Annotated in this window: 18 protein-coding genes; 5 read left to right on the top strand and 13 right to left on the bottom strand. The window is 71.5% G+C overall.

The features are described 5' to 3' along the window. Positions 1-62 precede the first annotated feature (62 nt). Both ACQEV1_RS30730 and ACQEV1_RS30725 read left to right on the top strand, forming a co-directional pair. Positions 63-641, top strand: coding sequence for a cation transporting ATPase C-terminal domain-containing protein (locus ACQEV1_RS30730; RefSeq protein ID WP_433398034.1), 579 nt, complete (start codon positions 63-65; stop codon positions 639-641). Continuing rightward, entirely contained in the window at positions 550-1,263 is a 714-nt protein-coding gene (locus tag ACQEV1_RS30725) for a VIT1/CCC1 transporter family protein (protein WP_285571549.1), read from the top strand. Before ACQEV1_RS30730 ends, ACQEV1_RS30725 begins: the two co-directional genes overlap by 92 nt. Before the next feature lie 29 nt (positions 1,264-1,292). Here the strand turns inward: ACQEV1_RS30725 and ACQEV1_RS30720 are convergent, their stop codons facing one another. Further along, entirely contained in the window at positions 1,293-2,303 is a 1,011-nt protein-coding gene (locus ACQEV1_RS30720) for a M48 family metalloprotease (RefSeq protein WP_433398032.1), read from the bottom strand. A gap of 1 nt (position 2,304) precedes the next feature. Continuing rightward, a complete protein-coding gene (locus ACQEV1_RS30715) occupies positions 2,305-2,691 on the bottom strand; it encodes a BlaI/MecI/CopY family transcriptional regulator (RefSeq protein WP_285622493.1) in 387 nt (128 codons plus the stop codon). A 135-nt stretch (positions 2,692-2,826) separates the two neighbouring features. On the opposite strand from ACQEV1_RS30715, the gene ACQEV1_RS30710 reads away from it, so the two are divergent. Beyond that, complete coding sequence (locus ACQEV1_RS30710; RefSeq protein ID WP_433398030.1) at positions 2,827-3,510, top strand: DUF5941 domain-containing protein; 684 nt, start codon at positions 2,827-2,829, stop codon at positions 3,508-3,510. Between the two features lie 132 nt (positions 3,511-3,642). Here ACQEV1_RS30710 and ACQEV1_RS30705 read toward each other — a convergent pair whose 3' ends face one another. Next, on the bottom strand, positions 3,643-3,894 hold the full coding sequence (locus ACQEV1_RS30705; RefSeq protein ID WP_433398028.1) for a hypothetical protein: 252 nt from the start codon (positions 3,892-3,894) through the stop codon (positions 3,643-3,645). 256 nt (positions 3,895-4,150) lie between these two features. Between ACQEV1_RS30705 and ACQEV1_RS30700 the strand changes: the two genes are divergently transcribed. Then, a complete protein-coding gene (locus ACQEV1_RS30700; protein WP_433398026.1) occupies positions 4,151-4,723 on the top strand; it encodes a pYEATS domain-containing protein in 573 nt (190 codons plus the stop codon). A 45-nt stretch (positions 4,724-4,768) separates the two neighbouring features. Here the strand turns inward: ACQEV1_RS30700 and ACQEV1_RS30695 are convergent, their stop codons facing one another. The 10 genes from ACQEV1_RS30695 to ACQEV1_RS30650 all read right to left on the bottom strand — a co-directional run bounded on the left by ACQEV1_RS30695 (position 4,769) and on the right by ACQEV1_RS30650 (position 16,459). After that, complete coding sequence (locus tag ACQEV1_RS30695) at positions 4,769-6,334, bottom strand: hypothetical protein (RefSeq protein WP_433398025.1); 1,566 nt, start codon at positions 6,332-6,334, stop codon at positions 4,769-4,771. Between the two features lie 111 nt (positions 6,335-6,445). Continuing rightward, positions 6,446-7,105 carry a response regulator gene (locus ACQEV1_RS30690; RefSeq protein WP_285622484.1) on the bottom strand — a complete coding sequence of 220 codons (660 nt, stop codon included), beginning with the start codon at positions 7,103-7,105 and terminating at the stop codon, positions 6,446-6,448. Further along, positions 7,102-8,328, bottom strand: coding sequence for a sensor histidine kinase (locus ACQEV1_RS30685; RefSeq protein WP_433398022.1), 1,227 nt, complete (start codon positions 8,326-8,328; stop codon positions 7,102-7,104). Before ACQEV1_RS30685 ends, ACQEV1_RS30690 begins: the two co-directional genes overlap by 4 nt. 6 nt (positions 8,329-8,334) lie before the next feature. Beyond that, complete coding sequence (locus ACQEV1_RS30680; protein WP_285622480.1) at positions 8,335-9,150, bottom strand: ABC transporter permease subunit; 816 nt, start codon at positions 9,148-9,150, stop codon at positions 8,335-8,337. Then, positions 9,147-10,076, bottom strand: coding sequence for an ABC transporter ATP-binding protein (locus ACQEV1_RS30675; RefSeq protein ID WP_433398020.1), 930 nt, complete (start codon positions 10,074-10,076; stop codon positions 9,147-9,149). The genes ACQEV1_RS30680 and ACQEV1_RS30675 overlap by 4 nt, the downstream gene beginning before the upstream one ends. A gap of 202 nt (positions 10,077-10,278) precedes the next feature. After that, positions 10,279-11,136 carry a COG4705 family protein gene (locus tag ACQEV1_RS30670; RefSeq protein WP_285622474.1) on the bottom strand — a complete coding sequence of 286 codons (858 nt, stop codon included), beginning with the start codon at positions 11,134-11,136 and terminating at the stop codon, positions 10,279-10,281. A gap of 1,149 nt (positions 11,137-12,285) precedes the next feature. Continuing rightward, on the bottom strand, positions 12,286-13,698 hold the full coding sequence (locus ACQEV1_RS30665; protein ID WP_433398018.1) for an amidase: 1,413 nt from the start codon (positions 13,696-13,698) through the stop codon (positions 12,286-12,288). A 100-nt stretch (positions 13,699-13,798) separates the two neighbouring features. Then, on the bottom strand, positions 13,799-15,142 hold the full coding sequence (locus ACQEV1_RS30660; protein ID WP_433398016.1) for an FAD-binding oxidoreductase: 1,344 nt from the start codon (positions 15,140-15,142) through the stop codon (positions 13,799-13,801). Positions 15,143-15,299: 157 nt separating this feature from the next. Next, the gene (locus ACQEV1_RS30655) at positions 15,300-15,572 is read right to left on the bottom strand and encodes a DUF1876 domain-containing protein (RefSeq protein ID WP_285622467.1); all 273 of its coding nucleotides are present in this window, start codon (positions 15,570-15,572) and stop codon (positions 15,300-15,302) included. Between the two features lie 119 nt (positions 15,573-15,691). Then, on the bottom strand, positions 15,692-16,459 hold the full coding sequence (locus ACQEV1_RS30650; protein WP_285622465.1) for a DUF2786 domain-containing protein: 768 nt from the start codon (positions 16,457-16,459) through the stop codon (positions 15,692-15,694). A gap of 177 nt (positions 16,460-16,636) precedes the next feature. Here ACQEV1_RS30650 and ACQEV1_RS30645 point away from each other — a divergent pair, with 177 nt between their 5' ends. Beyond that, positions 16,637-17,269, top strand: coding sequence for a VC0807 family protein (locus ACQEV1_RS30645; RefSeq protein WP_433398013.1), 633 nt, complete (start codon positions 16,637-16,639; stop codon positions 17,267-17,269). Positions 17,270-17,332: the final 63 nt, after the last annotated feature.

The raw sequence follows: 17,332 nt of genomic DNA, 5'->3' as shown, positions 1-17,332 counted from the left end.
ACCACTGCGCGATCCGCTGATCGTGGTGCTGCTGGTGACCGCCGCGCCGACCGTCGCCACCGGTGACCGGACCGACATGGCAGGAGATCCGCGCCGACCACGCGACCAGCGCCCTGTCCGACCTGACCGCGCCGGCCGCGCGGGTCCTCCCGATCGCCGTCGTCCTCACCGCTGTCACGGTCGGGGTGGCCGTCTGGGCGCACCACACCGGCCGGCCCTGGCAGAGCATGGCCTTCTTCACGCTCGGCGCCGCCCAGCTCGGGGTCGCCGTCGGTTCCCGCTCCCGGCCGCGATCCTGGGCCAATCCGATGCTTCTGGTCGCCGTCGCCTCCGCCCTCGCGCTGCGACTGGCCGGGCTCTACCTGCCGCCGCTGCGCGATCTCCTCGGCACCCGGCCGCTGACCGGCCCCGACCTGGCGATCGCGATCGCCCTGTCCGTCCTCGGCTGCGCCGCCGTACGCCTCGACCGCATCCTGCGTCCGGGTCGGCCCTCACCACCGGATCGCCTCGCCTCCACCGGCGAAGAATTCCATCCTGAAAGGCGGGCAGATGTCCTTCTTCCACGTCGTCAACCCACATGTCGAACGCCATGGCGCCGGGCGTTCCGGCTGGCTGCGCGCCGCCGTCCTGGGCGCCAATGACGGGCTGGTGTCGACCGCCGGCCTGATGGTCGGCGTCGCCGCCAGCCAGGCGAGTACCGGAACCGTCGTCACGGCCGGCCTGGCCGGTGTCGCCGCGGGTTCGATGGCCATGGCCGCCGGCGAGTACGTCTCGGTCAGCTCGCAGGCCGACCTGGAACGCGCCGACGCGGCGAGGGAACGGACCGAGCTCCGGCAGGATCCCGAAGGCGAACTCGACGAGCTCACCGGCATCTACCAGGCGCGCGGGATCCCGTACGAGCTGGCCCGGCAGGTCGCCATGGCCCTCCACCGGACCGACCCGCTCCACGCGCACCTGCGAGACGAGCTCGGGCAGAGCGAGACGACCGCCGCCCGTCCCCTGCAGGCGTCCGCCGCCTCGGCGGCCAGCTTCCTGATGGGCGGGCTGATTCCCTTCCTCGGCCTCCTGGCGCCGAGTTCCGCGACGCGGCTGTGGCTCATCGTCGCGGTGACCCTCTGCGGCCTGGCCGTCGCCGGCGTCCTCGGCGCCGTGGTCGCCGGCAGCCATCCCCTGCGCCCCGCGCTCCGCGTCGTGATCGGGGGAGGTCTGGCGATGGCCGTCACCGCGGCCGTCGGCCACCTCGCCCACATCTCGGGGATCTGACCGCTCATCCGGGTTCTGCGATGAAAGCGTCAGTGGTGGAGGCGGTGTTCGACGACGGCGGTGAGGTGGCGCACCTCGTGGAGGGCGGCGGCGGAGACGCCGATCGGCCGGGCGTGGTAGCGGTCGCGGGCCTGGTCGAGCTGTTGGGCGCTGTCGTGTCCGGCTTCGGCGGTGCTGAGCAGGGCCGCGGTGAGGAGGGCGAGTAGGAGCGCCGCGATGGCGGGGCGGCGTCGTGGAGTGCCGGCGAGTAGCGCGCGTACCCGGTCGCCGACGCCTGCCTTGCCGAAGCACAGCACCGCGTCGCCGGGGGAGGCCCGCTGTTTCTCTTCGTGGGCGGCGAGCGCGGCGCGGGCGAGTGCCCGGGCGGCGAGGTGCCGGTCGTCGGTGGTGGCCGCCGCGTCCTCGTCGGCCCAGCGTTCGGTGAGGTGGTGGACGGCCGCGGGGAGCGTGGCCAGGATCGGGTTGGCCGCGGCGATGAGGGTGGCCAGGGTGCGGTGGCGGTGGTGACGGTGGTTCAGGTGTGCGGTCTCGTGGGCCAGCAGCACGCGGCGTTCGTCGTCGGTGAGGGTGCGCAGCATTCCGGTGGAGACCACGATCCGGCCGCCCCGCTCGTCGCGGGTCGGAACGGCGAACGCCTCGATCCCCGGCTCGTCGATGACGACGAGATGCCCGTCTCCGAGCCGCCGGGCTTCGCGCCGTACGTGGTGCAGCGCGCGCAGCCGGCGTGCCGTCGCGAAGGCGAGCGCGCACGCCAGCGCGGCGAGCGTGACGCAGGCCGCCTTGGCGGCCGGTGCCGGGACCGGGTCGTGGTGGTGAAGGTGGTCGCCGGACCAGGCGCCGACGGCGGCCACCAGCGGCAGTCGCGCGATCAGCGTCCACGCCAGCAGGCCCAGCGTCAGCGGCACGGTGACCGCGCAGCCCAGCGCGGCGGTGAGCAGGAGGCGCGTGCCGGCCCTGGGCGGCATCCGGCGCGCCAGTCGTGGTCCGGCGATCGCGAGGAGCGCGGAGACCACGAACGGCAGGTAGACGATGACGTGCATGTCAGGGGCCGTCTTCGCCGCGGAGCAGCCGTTGCAGCAACGCCTCGTCCTCCGGGGGCAGGGAGGAGACGAAGCGGGTGAGCACGCCGGCGCGGTCGGTCCGGCGGCTCAGCAGCTCGGTCATCGCCCGGGCGGTGTGGTCGGCCTCGTTCACCGCGGGGGTGTAGGTGTAGCCGCGTCCGGTCGGTTCCCGGGTGACCAGGCCTTTGCGATACAGGCGGGTGAGGGTCGACATCACGGTGGTGTAGGCGAGCCGGTGGCCGAGGTGGACCTGCACGTCGCCCGGGGTCATCGGCCGGCCGGTGGCCCACAGCACCGCGAGCAACTCGTCCTCCAGCATGCCCGGCGGGCGCCGGCCGGGCGGGCTTTCTTCCGGCGATGCGTTCATCGAGCCTCCCCATCCATGTCGGCATCATACGCATCAGCTAGTACTATCCGCCGAGTACTACTCCAATAGTAGATAGGTCGTCGCGGCGGACGCGCCCCGCAGCCGGACCCATACGACTCGGAGACACACGTGACCATGCCGAACAATCCACTCGGAGCGCGGGCGGCGCCATTCGCCGACGACGAGGCCGCCTTCCACGCGCGCCGGCTGGCGGCCTATCGCGACGACGGGCCGATCGCGGGCGTCCTGGGCCGGCTGGCCCGCGGGCAGTTGCCTCCCCTGCCGCCGCTGATCGTGGCCGCCGTCGTCACGCTCGTCCTGCTGGTCGCCGGTGTCGGCGGCCAGACCAGTCTCGTGCTACTCGCCCCCGTGCTGGCGCTGCTGCTGGCCGGCCCGGGCTCGGCGCACCCGCACGGCGGGCGGCTGGACTGGGCGGCGCCCATCATCATCCGGCTCATCGAGTACGGCTACCTCGCCACCGTGGGCTTCTCTCACGCGGTTCCCAAGCCGCTGGTCTACGTGCTCCTCGGCGTCCTGGCCTTCCATCACTACGACACCGTCTACCGGACCAGGCAACGGCTGTGGCCGGCCGCCTGGGTCTTCGACGCCGGACTGGGCTGGGACGGCCGGATGCTCATCGGGGGCATCGCCGCCATCGCGCACATCGCGTGGCCGGCTTACGCGGTGCTCACGTTCTACCTCGGCGTCCTTTTCGTCGCCGAGAGCGTCCATGCCTGGAGCCGTACCGACCAGCGCGGAGTCATGGCCGACCTCGAAGAAGAGGACGTCACCGAGACCGCTCCGCCCGACGTCGACTGAGGCCGTCGACGATGCTTGCGGCGGTCGGTCCTGGCCATGCGGGCGCCACTTCGGCTCCGGCGACGTGCCGCCGCCCGGCCCGATGACGCGCGCCCGCACCGGCCGCAGATGCTCCCTCGGGGCGTGGTTCCTTCAGGCCGGGAATGCGGTCGTACGGTGCGCCGCGACCCGGCCGCTTGGCGTGAGAGCGGCCTGACCGGTGTCGATGGAATCCTTGCCACCGCCTGCGCATCGCCTTGTTGCGTTCCAGAGCCCTGAACGACGCTTCGTTGCGCGGTGCGCGGCCTCGAGTTCGATGGGAATGGAACAGGCAAGCTCGATGCGGGCAATGAGGTTTTCGCGGATGTCGATCAGGTGCGTTCGCTGGGCATGGCGGCATCTCACGCTCCCGGCTCTATGGCCGGCCTGATGTCCGAGCCGAGATCGAATGGCTCCGTGACGTGAGCCGCCCCGGCGACTCGCAGAGAGAATCAGCGTCTGTGTCGGCACTCACGCGCTCGGTGACCAGCGGGAATCCGCACGCCCAGGCCCCACATGGCTTGGACTATCGGTCAGCGCGGATTGTGTTGTGACTCGTACAGGCCCGGTGAAAGAATGCGTCGGCGGTCGGCACCGACCTGGCGGAGTACCTGGGAGAAGAATGAAGGACTGGATACCTTTTCTGCAGGCTCTGATCTGGCCGGTCGTGGTGCTGACCTTCGCATTCAAGTTCCGCGTCGGCTTGGGGCGACTCATCGAAGCGATCAACAGCCGAGTCGAGCGCGGCGACTCCTTCGAGGCGGGGGCATCAGGGATAAAGCTCGGACCCTCGTCCCCGCGGACCGCGGCCGGGGTCGAGCCCCAGCCGGGCGCGCAGCCCGTTCTTGAAGTGCCGCCGCCACTGGCCGAACTCACCGAGCCCTCGACCGATGCCGCTCCCAGAGTCCATCTGGTCCACAGCGCGCACCGCGACAGTGCACTCGACCGCAACGGCTACAGATACTTCCGGCTCCGCATCGCCCTTGAGGGCGACAGCGACTCCGATCTCGACCGTGTCACCAAGGTCGTCTACCATTTGCACCCGACTTTCCGAGACCCCGACCGCGTCGTCACGAATCGCTCGACCGGCTTCGAGCTCACCACGGCGGCCTGGGGGATGTTCAACCTGACGGCCGACGTTTATGTGAAGGGCAGCACCGAGCCCATACGGCTGGAGCGTTACCTGAACTTCTGACCGTGCGCGACCACGCGCGGCCGTGGCGGCGGTTCAGCGGTTCGGTCATCGCGCGGGCGGGTGAGCGGAGGCGGCCGGCGGAAGGAAGGCGTACCAGTGGCCGGTGCCGGTGACGCCGGTGAGTTTGCGGCGCTGCCAGGTGGTCAGGAACGGCGCCGGCGCCTTCTTCGTCCGGCTGATGACGGCGACGTGCCGGCCGGCCGCGAGCGCGGCCGTGATGGCGGTGGGGGTTTGGGCACCGCCCCAGTCGGACCAGATGCCGCGTGACGAACAACGCGCGTAGTAGGCGATCTGGACGGCATCGTGCCCGTACAACAGGCACGGTGCGGTGACGCCGAGCCGTTCGACCCGGTCGGCGACCTGACGGTCGGCGGATCGAACGCGGACCTCGTACGGCACCAGGCGCGCCAGGGTACGGGCCTGCAGACCGGCGTAGGCCGCGATGCTCACGACGGCGACGACGACGGCTGGGACGCGCAGCCGGCGGGGAGGCAGCCGGCACAGTCCGGTGATGCCCTCGGCGACCGGCAGCGCGGCCAGCGCGTACGCGGGGAGGAGGAAGCGGGGCGCGGCGTAGCCGACGATCAACAGGTAGGAGGCCGCGATGGTGGCGGCGGTGGTCGTCGCGAGCGCGGCGGCGGGCAGGTACGGGGATCGCTGGTGGCGCAGGACGGCCAGACCCGCCATCGCCAGGACGGGGATCGCGGCGAACCACAGAACGTCCAGGCGCGGGACGGCGCCGCAGTCGACGGGTGGGCGGCACAGCAGCGGCCCGTCGAGTGCGCGCAGGTGGGCGACGAGGCTGAAGTGCAGGCCGGTCTCGTTCTCGGCCCCGGCGCCGTGCAGCCGCGCGAGCGGTCCGCCGTACGAGACGTACGCCTCGACGATCCACTCGGCCCATCCGACGGCCAGACCGCACAGCGCCGACAGCGACGGTCCCCGGCGCCGTTTGACCGCGCCGGCGGCCAGCAGCGGCAGGGCGATCCAGACGGCGTCGAAGGGCCGCATCAACGCGGTGACGGCCAACGCGGCGATCAACCCCACCCGCGGCGTCCACGCCCGGGGTTCGGCGACGGCGCGGAGGAACCACCCCACGGAGGCCACGGCGCCGAAGGCGACGTAGGGGTTGGGCATGGCCTCGTTGCCGTAGAAGATGGTCAGCCACTGGACCGCGAACAGTGCCGCGGCCAGCGGCACGATGAGGCTGCGGCGGAGTCTCAGCCAAGGCCAGAAGGCGGCGGCGAGGCAGGCCGCCGACACCAGGCTCAGATACACCCGGACCGCGATCACCGAGTCGGTGATCAGCGAAACCGGTGCGACGAGCAGCACGATCCCGCGGGCCCGCGGGGCGGAGAAGACCGCGGCCGGCACCCCGCGCGCGACCTGGCTGACATAGACCGTCTCGTCCCAGCCGAGCGGCACGCGGCTGGTCACGAGGAGCTGGACGAGTCCGTAGCCGACGGCGACAACGCCCAGAGCGAGCACCAGACGCCGGGAGTGCGTACTCGGTCCGGCCGGCGGACTGACAACACCGCGACCGAGGTCCTCGCGCGCAGAACCGCGGCCCGCCGGAGAAGGCGTCGCCGCTTCCTCGCCGTTAACCATGGACATGCGACCCTCATTCACTACCGCGACGGACACGAATGCCTACTACTGCAGTAGTACGCTTTCGATAGTAATGCGGACGTAAGCGGATCACTCGGATCGGGGCAGGTCCCTGGTCTACGGCGGTCGCAGTAGGCCGGTCTGATAAGCCAGTACGACGGCCTGGACACGGTCGCGGAGGCCGAGTTTGGGCAGGATGCGGCTGACGTGTGTCTTCACGGTCGCCTCCGACAGCCCGAGTTCGGTGGCGATCTCGGCGTTGGAGAGTCCCTTGGCCATCTCGATCAGCACCTCGCGTTCCCGGTCGGTGAGCCGGCCGAGGCGCGGGTCGTCGGCCGGGCCGGGCCGTGCGGGGTTCCGGCGGGTGAACGTCTCGATGAGCACGCGGGTGAGCCGGGGCGCGACGACGCCGTCGCCGGCGGCGACCGTACGGATGCCCGCGATCAGTTCGGCGGGCTGGACGTTCTTGAGCAGGAATCCGGCGGCACCGGCGTGGAGGGCGGCGAACGCGTACTCGTCGAGGTCGAACGTCGTGAGGATGAGGACGCGCGAGCCGGCGTGGTCGCGGGTGATCCGCTCGGTGGCCTCAAGGCCGTCCATGCCCGGCATCCGTACGTCCATGAGCACCACGTCGGGGCCGGCCGAGGCGACCTGGGCGAGGGCCTCGGCGCCGTCGCCGGCCTCACCGACGACGGCGATGTCGGGCTGGGTCTCCAGCACCAACCGGAAGCCCATGCGCAGCAACGGCTGGTCGTCGACGAGGAGAACGTTGATCATCGGGTGCTCCTCAGCTGGGACGGTTCGAAGCGCGCGTGGACCCGCCAGCCGCCGTCGGGCAGCGGACCGGCACGCAACCGGCCGCCGTACACCGCGACGCGTTCGCGCATCCCGGCGATGCCGTGGCCGGTGCGCCGCCCCGCCGGAAGGCGGGCGGCCGGCCGCCCGTCATCGGTGATCTCGACCTCCACGTGCGCCGTGGTGTACTCGAGCCGTACCCGGGCGCCGGTGCCCGGCGGGGTGTGCTTCCGGACGTTGGTGAGCGCCTCCTGGACGAGACGGTAGATGGTGAGTTCGGCCCCGGAGGCCATGGCGGGCGGTTGCCCGGTGACCACGAACTCCACCGGGAGCCCCGCGGCGCGGACCTCGGTGAGCAACGCGCCGAGCTGGCCCAGCCCCGGCTGCGGGCGCCGTAGCCCGGCGGAGGGCGGGGCGTCCTGGCGGAGTACGTCCAGGACGCGCTGCATCTCCGCGATGGCCTGACGCCCGATCTCCGACGACTTGGACACGGCCTCGGCGGCCCGCTCCGGTGCGACCGGGAGGGCGTACGCGGCGCCGTCGGTGAGGGCGACCATGACCGACAGGCTGTGGGTGACGATGTCGTGGACGTCACGGGCGATGCGCGCGCGTTCCTCGGCGGCGACGATCTGCGCCTGCTGGTCGCGCTCCTTCTCGAGGCGGGCGGCGCGGTCTTCCACTGACGCCAGGTAGGCGCGGCGGGTGCGCATGTTCAGCCCGATGACGGCGGCGGCCGTGGTCATCCCGGACAACAGGACGAAGACCTTCTGCAGGTGGCCCGGCGGGGCCCACTGAACGGTGGCCAGCGCGACGCCGAGTTCCACGATGCCCGCCGCGACGAGCAGCCGCCGCAGCGTCGAGTGGGCCGCGACCGAGTACAGCGCGATGAGCACGGCGACGTCTCCGGTCGACAGGAGTACTCCGCCGAGCCACTGGGCGAACGCCAGCGCCGCGACCACGCTGAAGGCCGTGAACGGCGTACGTCGCCGCCAGATCAGCGGCACGAGCAGCGAGATCTGCAGCGCCCAGCCGAGAAGAGGCTGCTTCGGCGGCTCCCGGAACAGGTGAGGTACCCCGAACAGAAGCACGACGAGCGCGAACGCGCTGTCGACGGCGGCGGGATGCCGTCCGGCGAGCGCACGCAGGCGAAGGCCCCAGCGCACGACGAGTGCGCCGGGGCCGGCCTCGGGCGAAGAAGCGATCATCGATCGTCAGGCGTCCCTGCGCTTGAGCAGGTACGCGGCCACCGCCATCGCGATGGCGGTGTAGAGAACGAAGACCCCGAACCCCGTCCACGGGCCGAGCGATCCCGGGTCGGGGGTGTTGGTGAGCAGGTCGCCACCGGCGTTGCTCGGCAGGTACGGCGAGACGTGCTTGCCCCAGGACGTGAGGTTGAGCACCTCACCGAGGACCGGGAGCACCAGCAGGATGCCGAACAGCGCGGCGATGGCCCCGGCGGTACTGCGGATGATGGCGCCGAGCGCGGTGCCCAGCAGCCCGACGACCGTGAGGTAGAGCCCGACCCCGGCGACGATCCGGAGTGCCTGCGGCGAGGAGAGCGTGGCCTGGACGTGGTGGGTGGACAGGATCGCCTGACCGCCGAGGAAGGTCACGAACGACACGATCTCCATCAGGACCAGGACGACCACGCTGAACACCGCGGCCTTGGCCCACAGCACGGGGAGCCGGCCGGGGACCGCGGACAGGGTGGCGCGGATCATCCCGGTGGAGTACTCGCCGGTGATGACCATGACGCCGAGCACCCCGACGGCGAGCTGGGCGATGACGTACGGCCGTAGCGGCACGGTCACCGCGATGGTCGCGGCGTGCTCGATGGGGTGGCGGTGGTCGCCGAGCCGGCTGGCGAACCCCCAGCTGAAGAGCATGCCGAGGCCCACGGTCGCGACGATCGCGGCGAACAGCGACCAGAAGGTGGAGCGCAGGGTCCTGAGCTTGATCCACTCGGAGTTCAGGACGCGCAGCTGGGTGACCCTGCCGGTCCGAAGGGGAGTGGTGGCGGTGGTCATGCCGCGGACCTTTCTGCGGTACGGGCGGGGGCCCGGTATTCGACGGACTCGCCGGTCAGCTCCATGAACGCCTCTTCCAGCGAGGCCTGCTGCGGCGCCAGCTCGAACAGCGTCACGCCGTTGTCTCCGGCGATCGTGCCGATCTGGTCGCTGGTCAGCCCGCTGACGAGCAGGGTGCCCTCCGCGATGTCCGCCACCGTGACGTCGGGGCCCGCCAGCAGGTCGCGCAGCCGCGCCGCCTGGGGAGAGCGGACCTTGACCCGGCCGGCGGAGGCGCGCTCGATGAACTCGGTGACGGAGGTGTCGGCGATCAACTTCCCCCGGCCGATGACGATGAGGTGCTCGGCGGTCAGGGCCATCTCACTCATCAGATGCGAGGAGACGAACACGGCGCGTCCCTCGGCGGCCAGATCCTTGAGCAGGTTACGGATCCACAGGATGCCCTCCGGATCCAGGCCGTTGACCGGCTCGTCGAGGATCAGCGTCCTGGGATCGCCCAGCAGCGCCGACGCGATCCCGAGACGCTGGCCCATGCCGAGAGAGAAGCCGCCGGCGCGCCTGCGGGCGACGTCGCGGAGGCCGACCAGATCGATGACCTCCTCGACCCGGCCACGGGGGATGCCGGTGGTCGCGGCGAGCGCGAGCAGGTGGTTGTAGGCGGTCCGGCCCGTGTGGATGGCCTTGGCCTCCAGCAGGGCGCCGACCTCGTGCAGGGGCGCCGCGTGGTCGGCGTACGGCCGGCCGTTGACGGTCACCGAGCCGGAGGTCGGCTGGTCCAGGCCGAGGATCATACGCATCGTCGTGGACTTGCCGGCCCCGTTCGGGCCCAGGAACCCGGTGACGACCCCGGGTTTGACGGTGAACGACAGGTCGTTCACCGCTGTCTTGTCGCCGTAGCGCTTGGTCAGGCCCTTGGCCTCGATCATCATCGGTTCCTTGGAAGGTTCAGGGGCGTACTCAGGGAGAACGCTAGGCGTCGCCGTGGGCGCATTCGTCGCCCGCCCGGACGATTCCGGCAGGTGGCGGAGCTACACCGGCCGATGTACACGTACATCGCGGGATGGACGGGGCCGCGCCGGGACGCCGCCACAGGCTCGGCGTCGTGCCGGTCTCCGAGACCGCGTGCCGTCAGGCCGGCTGGAGCCCGGTGCGCCGTTCCTGGAGGTGTGCCCAGGCCATCAGACCGAACAGAACGGCGAGGAGAACGGCGGATGAGCCGGCGGTCCCGAGGTCCAGCCCGCCTTTCGCGGCCGGCTTGGTGAGCAGATCACCCGCAGTGGCGCCGAACGGGCGGGTCAGGACGAAGGCGAGCCAGAACAGCAGGACGTTCGGTACGGCGGGCACGTACTTGAGCGCGAGGAGCCCCGCGAGCAGCCCGGTGATCAGCAGGGCGCCGCCGCCGTAGCCGAGCCCCGAACTGTCGGACAGAAAGTCGCCCATGGACGTGCCCAGTGTGTTGGACACCAGGATCGCCGCCCAGAACAGTCCTTCGCCCCGGAACGTGTCGATGTCGCGGATCTGGAACGTCAGACCGGTGAACTTCCAGATGACGAAGATGACGATCAGCACCGAGACCAGAATCGCGGCGCCGGCGGGGTAGCCCAGGCCGAGGCCCTGTGGTCCCCAGCCCAGCGACTTGTCCCCTTTGGGGAGGTATTCGGCGCTCGCTTCGCGGTTCATGAAGTCCGACATCGTCGTCCCGGCCATGCTCGTGGACAGGATGACCGTCCAGTAGAAGAACGGGTTGTACCGCTTGGACGCGAGCTGGATCACAAGCGTGGCGACGAAGATGAGGAAGAGCGCGATGGTCGTGACGAAGTAGCCGAGCTTGAGGGTCTGGGAGAACAGGTCGCCTGCCGTCTCGCCGAGCGTGGTCGCCGCGATTTTCATCACCCAGAAGGCCAGGGTGACCTCGGGGAGTTTCTTCATCACGTACTTACCGGCACCGGCGATGTCGGCCTCGGTGAGAAGTTCCGATCGTGTCACTGAATCTCCAGACGGCTTTTTCGGGTTTCGGTGTCGCTTCGGCGTACGGCGATCTCGCTGCTGGCCGGCCGCGATGCCGTGAGCAGGCGAAGACGGTCACCGGCGTGCACCGACGGTGACGGCTACGTACCCCTCCGCGATCTACTACCGCAGTAGTTGTACTACATCTCGAGGCGAGACCGTTACTCGGCGGTGATATGTCTGGGTAGTCGCGATTCTTTGCTTATGCGTAACCCTGTGCCTGGCCGGCCGGCCATGGAATTGCTGCTGATCCGGTTCGTGGCTGATTGGCTCGGAGCGGAAGGCACGGTCGCCGATGAGGGACGGGAATGGCGATGGCGGAAGGGCGAAAGTGACGTACAACGACGGCGCTCAGGATCGTCGTATGTGATCCGGCGAGGCTGAGGTCTGGCGGCGAGGACCGCAGGGGCCTTCTCGCGTGGTGCATGGCGGTGGCCACGGCCGGTGGGTTGTTGAAAGAAGCGGTCGGCTTGGGGACGGCGAGGTCGGCGCGGTGGTGGTGGCCGGCGGGGGTTCGTCGTGGCATGCCGGCAGCGGCGGCCCGTCATTGAGGACCCCGCCAGCGAGGCCGCCAGCGAGGCCGTCAGTGAGACGCCGTCCGTGAGAGGGCGTCCGTGAGAGGGCGTCAGTGAGAGACCCGTTGACTGCGGGCCGGTCGGTCGGGCCGCGGGGCGGTCTCAACGGATGGTGTCCATGGGCGGTAGGTCGTTCGGAGACGCGGTCGCCTGGCGGACCGTGAGGTCGATGCGATAGGGCCGCGGTTGGAGGCTCGTCGTCTCGCGTAGGGGATGGTTCGGCGGTGAAGCCGGTGCTTCCACTGGGTGATCTACAACGTAAAGGAGCTGGCCTGCAAGCCACCGTTGCGATTCGCGAGGTACAGGACTGCGGCTAAGGAAGCGCAGCCCTCTCAGAGGGGCAGGCGGAGGTGGCCACGGCTGGGATCCGTCGGAACGCGTGGTCGGCCGAGGTCTGTCGGAAGGGGCGGTCGGCAGGGGACGGTGAGCTTGAGGCGTGAGCTTGGGCGGTAGGGGACGGCGAGCTCGGACGGTGAGGTGGCGTGGTGGGGCGTCGGTTCGGGGGCTTGGGGTCCGGGGGGTGGGCGACAGCCCGCTGAGGCGGCGCTGCGGCTCAGAGGGCTGGGCGGCGTTCGCCGTGGTGGGTGGCCTGTTCGAAGGCGTGGCCGGCTTGGAGGACGAGCAGGTCGGCGCGGTGGGGGCCGATTACCTGGAGGCCGATCGGGAGGCCGTCGTCGGTGAAGCCGCCCGGGACCGACAGGGCCGGGCAGCCCGTCGCGGAGATGAAGTAGGCCGAGCGCATCCAGTCGACGTACGACGTCATCGGCTCGCCGGCGATCTCCGTTGGGTACTCCAGGCCGGCGTCGAACGGAGGGACCTGGCTGACGGGGGCGAGCAGCACGTCGTAGCTCTCGAAGAAGCGGCGCACGTTGTGGTACAGCCGTGTGTGCAGGACCTCCGCGCGGCCGACCTCGGGGCCGGTCAGGCGGCGGCCCTCCTCGATGTTGGCGACGACCGACGGCTTCAGCTGGTCGCGGTGGCGGTCCATCACCGTGCCGAGCGCGAGCTCGAACTTCCACGCCCGCAGTACACGGAAGACCTCGTCGGCCCCGCTCAGGTCGGGGCACGCCTCCTCGACGACGCAGCCCAGCTCGGTGAAGACCTTGGCGGTGCCCTCCAGCGCGGAGATCACCTCGGGGGCGAACGGCATCGAGCCGTCGAGGCGGGGGGCCCACGCCACCCGGAGGCCGGTCAGGTCACGTTCGAGTGGCACCGCGAACGCCGATCCCGGGGTCTCCAGCGCGATCGGGGAGCGAGGGTCGGGGCCGGCGAGCACGGACAGCAGCAGGGCCACGTCCGCGACGTCGCGCGCCATCGGCCCCTGGACGCCCATCGTCGCCCAGGCCGCGGCGTCCGGCCAGCTCGGCACCCGGCCGGGCGACGGGCGCAGCCCGACGACGTTGCAGAACGAGGCCGGGTTGCGCAGCGAACCGCCCATGTCGCTGCCGTCGGCCAGCGGGTGCAGCCCGGCGGCGAGCGCGGCCGCCGCCCCTCCGCTGCTGCCGCCCGCCGACCGTGAGAGGTCATAGGGGTTGCGGGTCGTCCCGAACAGGGGGTTGAAGGTGTGCGACCCGGCGGCGAACTCCGGGACGTTGGTCTTGCCGAGCATGACCGTGCCGGCCGCGCGCATGCGCTCGATGACGAGCTCGTCGAGCTCCGGGACGTTGTCGGCCAGCAGCGGAGACCCGGACGTCGTGAGGACGCCGGCGGTCTCGTGCGTGTCCTTGTGCGCGACCGGAAGGCCGAGCAGGGGCGGCGGCTCCGTGCCGCTCGCGAGGAGCGCGTCGGCCTCGTCGGCCTCCCGGAGGGCGCGGTCGGCCGTGAGGGTAACGATCGCGTTGATCCGGGGGTTGACCGCCTCGATCCGCGTGAGGTGCGCCTCGGTCACCTCACGCGCGGACAGCTCGCGGTCGCGGACGCGGCGGGCCAGCTCACGCGCGCTCAGGAAGTGGATCTCCTCCGCCAACGGGTCTCCTCCGAGGTCGCCCCGGGGCGTCGCCGCCCGAGGGGTGCAGATTCGCAGAGCTCCAACTTTGGCCTCCGGCGGAACCCGTGTCCATGCTGATTCAGGGCTGTGGGTAAGTCTCGAAGACGCCGTCCGGGTCGTAGCGCGCCCGCAGGTCCTGGAAGCGTTCCCAGGCCGCGGCGGTGAAGGAGCGCCGGGCGCGCTGCGGTTCGGCGGCCAGGTCCGTCTCCGCGACACAGCGGCCGGTGGCCTGTGGCTCGGCGGCGGCGGTGAGCTCGCGCAGCCAGGCGAGGTTGGCTCCGTCGGCCGACCGGTCCGTCCACATCGCGTAGCAGCCCAGGCGGATCCGCCCCAGCGGGGCGAACGCCATCTCCGGCACGGCCGGACCGCCGGGGGCCGGCTCCGCCACCACGATCGACTCCGGGGACGGCGCGTTCTCCACGTACCGGGCGAGGCCGGGCAGCAGGCCGCTGAAACCGCCGTTCAGCCACAGGGAGTCCGCGGCGGTACGGCGGCCGCCCGGCCACAGGGCGGCCGAACCGGTGAACAGCACCGCGAACGGCGTCGGCTGGTCCACCTGCCGGATCAGCGCCCGCCCGGCGAACGGGCACTCGCGCAGCGGTTCCAGGCACCGGATCGCGTCGTTCCACGCGCAGGAGAAGGCCGTCGCGGTGACGACCACGACCTGCAGCGGGGAGCCGCCGTCGGCCGTGGTGAGGGCCACGCTGAGCTCCACGTTGGCCGGTATCGCCCCCGTGATCTCATCGGCCCAGTACGCGACGTCCTCCACGTCGGCGAGCGGGAAGACGTACCGGGTCGTCATGATCGCCGGCGGCAGGTGCCGCAGCCGGAGACGGAACGAGGTCACCGCGGCGAAGAATCCGGGCCCGCCTCCGCGCGCCGCCCAGAGGAGGCCGGAATTCTCGTGATCGTCACAGTGGACGATCTCGCCGGTCGCGGTGACGGCCTCGATCGCCTCCACGCTCGCGCACGCGGGCCCCCAGGCGCGGGAGTTCCACCCGATCCCCCCGGCCAGCACGAACCCGCTCAGCGCGACCGAGCCGCGGTGCGCCACGGGGAAGGCGCGGTCGCGGTCCGCGAGGGCGCGCGTCAGATCCTGGCAGCTCACCCCGGGCTGTACGGTCGCCGTGCCGTTCTCGACGCCGCATCCCCGCAGGCGGGACAGGTCGATCAGCATGCCGCCGTCCCGCAGGGGCGCGCCGCCCCAGCCATGCTCGCCGGCCCGTACGGTGACCTTCATGCGGTGGGCGCGGGCCAGCGCGACGGCCTCGCGTACCTCCTCGGCGCAGGCGGCCTGGACGATCACGTCGGGGCGGCGCGAGGGCGCGCACTCGTTCGCCGCCATGCTCGCCCGGGCCTTCTCATAGTCCGGATCGCCCCGCTCGACCAGTACCTGTTGGATGTCCCGCGCCGCTATGCCCACGGTTCGCCCCTCTCGCCGCTCGACTGCCGCCCGCCGGCTGCCTCCCGTACGTCTCCTGGGCCCGATCGGGCGTCGCCGGAGCACGGCGACGACCCGGCCGGCGTCCCTCGGCCGGTCCGATCGCGCCATCGGCGCGGTCGCCCCTGGCGTGCCCGTCCTACCGGTCGGCGAGATTGACGTGCTCGTGGGTCACGGCCTCGATGTCGGCCGCCGCCGCGTCGAGCAGCCGGTGCGCCAGGTCGGACAGGGCACGCGCGGCGGCGAGCTCGGCGCCGATCTCGGGTACGTCCCAGTCGGCCGGGTTGCACCGGGCCTTGCCCCGCCCCCGCATGCCGTCGGCTTCCCGCGTGGCCAGCCGCGCCTCGGCGTGCGTCTCGCCGTCCGTCTCATCCAGGTAGATGTCGACCGACCAGCGGTCGATGGTGTTCATGACTCCTCCGGAACGAATTCGTCTCCTACCTAGAGACTCGCCGCTGACCGCCGGGCCGGGCAGGGCCAAAGGTCCCAGATCACACCGGCCCCGGCGGCCCCGCGCGCGACGCCGGCCCTTCAGCTCGGAGGCCCGAGCGCGGGGCGGGTGCCGCCGACGCCGGATCCCAGGTCGGCGAAGCGGCCGGCGTCGCGGCCGGCCGTGAAGCCGTCGCTTCGCACGCGCTGCCGCCGGGCCGGGCCCAGGGCCGGGAACCGGTCCGTGAACTCCGCGCGGACGCGTTCGTCGTCGCGGGCCAGCACGAGCGCCGCCGACCCGGAGCCGGTGTCATCGTCGCGCAGCCGGCCCCGGGCCGCCTCGACGCGCTCGGCCACCCGGTCGCCGTAGCCCACCAGGAACGCCTTGAGGTAGCCGTTGCGCCAGCGTGTGCGGTCGGCCTTGCGGCGGAACAGCTCCTCCGGATAGGCGCTCATGTGCGCGTCGGCGGCACGCGTCCCCGCACCGTCCATCTGCAGGGTCAGCGACGGCAGGAGCAGCGTCAGGGCGTCACGGGCCGACTCGGTGGCGACCGCCAGCAGCGCGATGTCCTGCCGGTAGGCGCCGTTGCCGCGTAGCGCGCACGCGCCGCCGTACGCGCGGACGACCGCGGTGAGGCCCGCCGCGCGGGCGCGGGCGTGGCCGTCGCCGCCCCCCACGACGTGTTCCCAGTAGACGACCGGCTCCGGGCCCTCGCCCCGCCGGGCCCGCAGTGCCGCCTCGTCGATGGCGTGCCGCATCATCAGCTCGGCGGCTTTGGCCGCGCACGCCTGCGCCTCCGCCTCCGGGGTCTCCGGATGCTCGGCGCGGTCCAGCAGCGCGCGGACCCTGCCCTCGTGGTCGATCGTCATGCCGACGGAGCGTAATCGCACACTCCCGTACCGGCGAGCCGCCAGTCATGAGGAGAAAACACGTGGTAACCGCCCTTAGAGGTCGCATGTGGAGATTCGGGGATTAGCGCGGAGATCTTCGCGTAGCGTGGTTCCGGTCCCCGCTCCGCCGATCATCCAGGAAGCCGTCCACCTCCCATGGAAGCGTCCCACCGGTTCGAGATCCCGCGCCTGCCCCACCTCGCGCTGCACGCGCTGCCCCGGGTCCTCGAAGGCATGATCGCACCGGTGGTCGTGTTCTACGCCGGGCTCGTGCTGCTCGGCCTCGGTGGGGCTCTGATCACCGCGGTCGCGTGGGTCTATGGCGGCATCCTGGTACGGCTGGCGCGACGCCGCCCGGTCCCCGGCACGCTGTTGCTCGCGGCGCTCGGCGTGACCGCGCGCGCCGCGATGGCCGCCCTGACCGGCAGCGCCGTCGTCTACTTCCTCCAGCCGACGCTGGGCACGCTGCTCGTCGCGATGGCGTTCCTCACCTCGGTGCCGCTGCGGCGCCCGCTCGCCGCCAAGGTCGCGAACGACCTGGTGCCCCTGCCCGCCGCCTTCCTCGCCCACCGGCGCGTCCACCGGTTCTTCCTGCGCGTGTCGCTGCTGTGGTCGCTGGTCTTCACCCTCAACACCGCACTGAGCGTCTGGCTGTTGTTCCGGCACTCGATCGCCGCCTACCTGTGGATCCGCACGCCCGCCGTGGCGCTTCTCGGCGTGACCGCGGTGGTCATCTCGCTCTGGGGCTTCAAGCGCTGCGTACGTGGCGTCACGGCGGCCACTCCGTAGGGCCCGAAGCTAAAGAACGAACAAAACGACGGCCACGAACGTCTGTGGTTACGAGGCGGTTTT

The organism is Actinoallomurus sp. CA-142502, from assembly GCF_050936355.1.
In the GTDB taxonomy this organism is placed as follows: domain Bacteria; phylum Actinomycetota; class Actinomycetes; order Streptosporangiales; family Streptosporangiaceae; genus Actinoallomurus; species Actinoallomurus iriomotensis.
This window is presented reverse-complemented; position numbering and strand designations above follow the sequence as displayed.